Genomic DNA, 2,494 nt, shown 5'->3' with positions numbered 1-2,494 from the left:
GTGCATCAACGAGTCAATCATTAAGTGAGTCGACAAGTGCATCGATTAGCGCTTCGCAAAGTGCATCAACGAGTCAATCATTAAGTGAGTCGACAAGTACATCGGTTAGCGCTTCGCAAAGTGCATCAACAAGTCAATCATTAAGTGAGTCGACAAGTACATCGGTTAGCGCTTCGCAAAGTGTATCAACAAGTCAATCGTTAAGTGAGTCTACAAGCACATCAGTTTCACAATCGGTGAGCACATCAACATCAGTAAGCGCATCTGAATCGACAAGCACGTCAGTATCACAATCGGTGAGCACATCAACATCAGTAAGCGCATCTGAATCAACAAGTACGTCAGTATCTGAGTCAGAAAGCACATCAACATCAGTAAGCGCGTCTGAATCAGAAAGTACATCAACATCGTTGAGCGCATCTGAGTCAACAAGTACTTCAATTTCAGAATCAGAAAGTGCTTCAACATCAGTAAGTGAATCAGAATCAACAAGTACTTCAATTTCAGAATCAGAAAGTGCTTCAACATCAGTAAGTGAATCAGAATCAACAAGTACTTCAATTTCAGAATCAGAAAGCACGTCAACTTCAGTAAGTGAATCAGAATCGACTAGTACGTCAGTGTCAGAAAGCACATCAACATCAGTGAGCGAATCTGAGTCAACAAGCACATCAGTATCAGAATCAGAAAGTGCTTCAACTTCTGTAAGTGAATCAGAATCGACAAGTACGTCAGTATCAGAATCAGAAAGCACATCAACATCGTTGAGCGAATCTGAGTCAACGAGCACGTCAACTTCGTTGAGTGAGTCTGAATCAACAAGCACATCTGTATCAGAATCAGAAAGCTTATCAACTTCTGTAAGCGAGTCTGAATCAACAAGTACATCTGAATCAGAATCAGAAAGTACTTCAACGTCAGTAAGTGAATCAGAATCGACAAGCACATCGATCTCCGAGTCAGAAAGTACCTCAACATCAGTGAGTGAATCAGAGTCAACAAGTACGTCAGTATCAGAATCTGAGAGCACATCGACATCAGTAAGTGAATCTGAATCAGTAAGCACTTCAGTATCAGAGTCAGAAAGTGTATCGACTTCTGTAAGTGCGTCAGAATCGACAAGTACGTCAGTATCTGAATCAGAAAGTGTATCAACTTCAGTAAGTGAATCAGAATCGACAAGTACGTCAGTATCTGAATCAGAAAGTGTATCAACTTCTGTAAGTGAATCTGAATCAACAAGTACATCAGTATCTGAGTCAGAAAGCACGTCAACTTCGTTAAGCGTATCTGAGTCAACAAGCACATCTGTATCAGAGTCTGAGAGCACATCGACATCAGTAAGTGCATCTGAATCAGAAAGCACATCAACTTCTGTAAGTGCATCTGAGTCAACAAGTACATCGATCTCAGAGTCAGAAAGTACATCAACGTCAGTAAGTGCGTCAGAATCAACAAGCACATCAGTATCAGAGTCAGAAAGCACTTCAACTTCAGTTAGCGAATCTGAATCAACAAGTACGTCAGTATCTGAGTCTGAGAGCACATCAACTTCAGTAAGTGCATCTGAATCAACAAGTACATCAGTGTCAGAATCAGAAAGCACATCAACTTCGTTGAGTGAATCTGAGTCAACGAGCGCATCAGTGTCTGAATCAGAAAGCACGTCAACATCAGTAAGCGAGTCTGAATCAACAAGTACATCAACGTCATTGAGTGAATCTGAATCAACAAGTACATCAGTGTCTGAATCAGAAAGCACATCAACATCAGTAAGTGCATCAGAATCAACAAGTACGTCTGTATCAGAATCAGAAAGTACTTCAACTTCAGTAAGTGCGTCAGAATCGACAAGTACGTCAGTATCTGAGTCAGAAAGCACGTCAACTTCGTTGAGTGAATCTGAGTCAACGAGCGCATCAGTGTCTGAATCAGAAAGTACGTCGACATCAGTAAGTGCATCAGAATCGACAAGTACGTCAGTGTCTGAATCAGAAAGTACATCGACTTCAGTGAGCGAGTCAGAGTCAACAAGTACGTCAGTATCAGAGTCAGAAAGCACATCAACATCAGTAAGTGCATCTGAGTCAACAAGTACATCAATCTCTGAATCAGAGAGTACGTCAACATCAGTAAGTGCATCTGAATCGACAAGTACGTCAGTATCAGAGTCAGAAAGTGCTTCAACGTCAGTAAGTGCATCAGAATCGACAAGTACGTCAGTATCTGAGTCAGAAAGCACTTCAACTTCAGTTAGCGAATCTGAATCAACGAGCACGTCAGTATCAGTATCAGAAAGTACTTCAACGTCAGTGAGCGAGTCTGAGTCAGAAAGCACGTCAACTTCAGTTAGCGAATCTGAATCAACAAGTACGTCAGTATCAGAATCAGAAAGCACATCAACATCGGTGAGCGAATCAGAATCGACAAGTACTTCAATCTCAGAATCAGAAAGTGCTTCAACATCTGTAAGTGAATCTGAGTCAACAAGTAC

The 2,494-nt window shown here is 41.3% G+C and carries 1 pseudogene; it reads right to left on the bottom strand.

The features are described 5' to 3' along the window. Positions 1-193 precede the first annotated feature (193 nt). Positions 194-2,494, bottom strand: a pseudogene (locus CD172_RS12870) (serine-rich repeat glycoprotein adhesin); the annotation flags it as partial.

It is taken from the genome of Staphylococcus agnetis (assembly GCF_002901865.1).
Classification (GTDB): Bacteria; Bacillota; Bacilli; order Staphylococcales; family Staphylococcaceae; genus Staphylococcus; species Staphylococcus agnetis.
The sequence above is the reverse complement of the archived record's forward strand: the minus strand, read 5'-3'. Positions and strand labels throughout refer to the sequence as shown.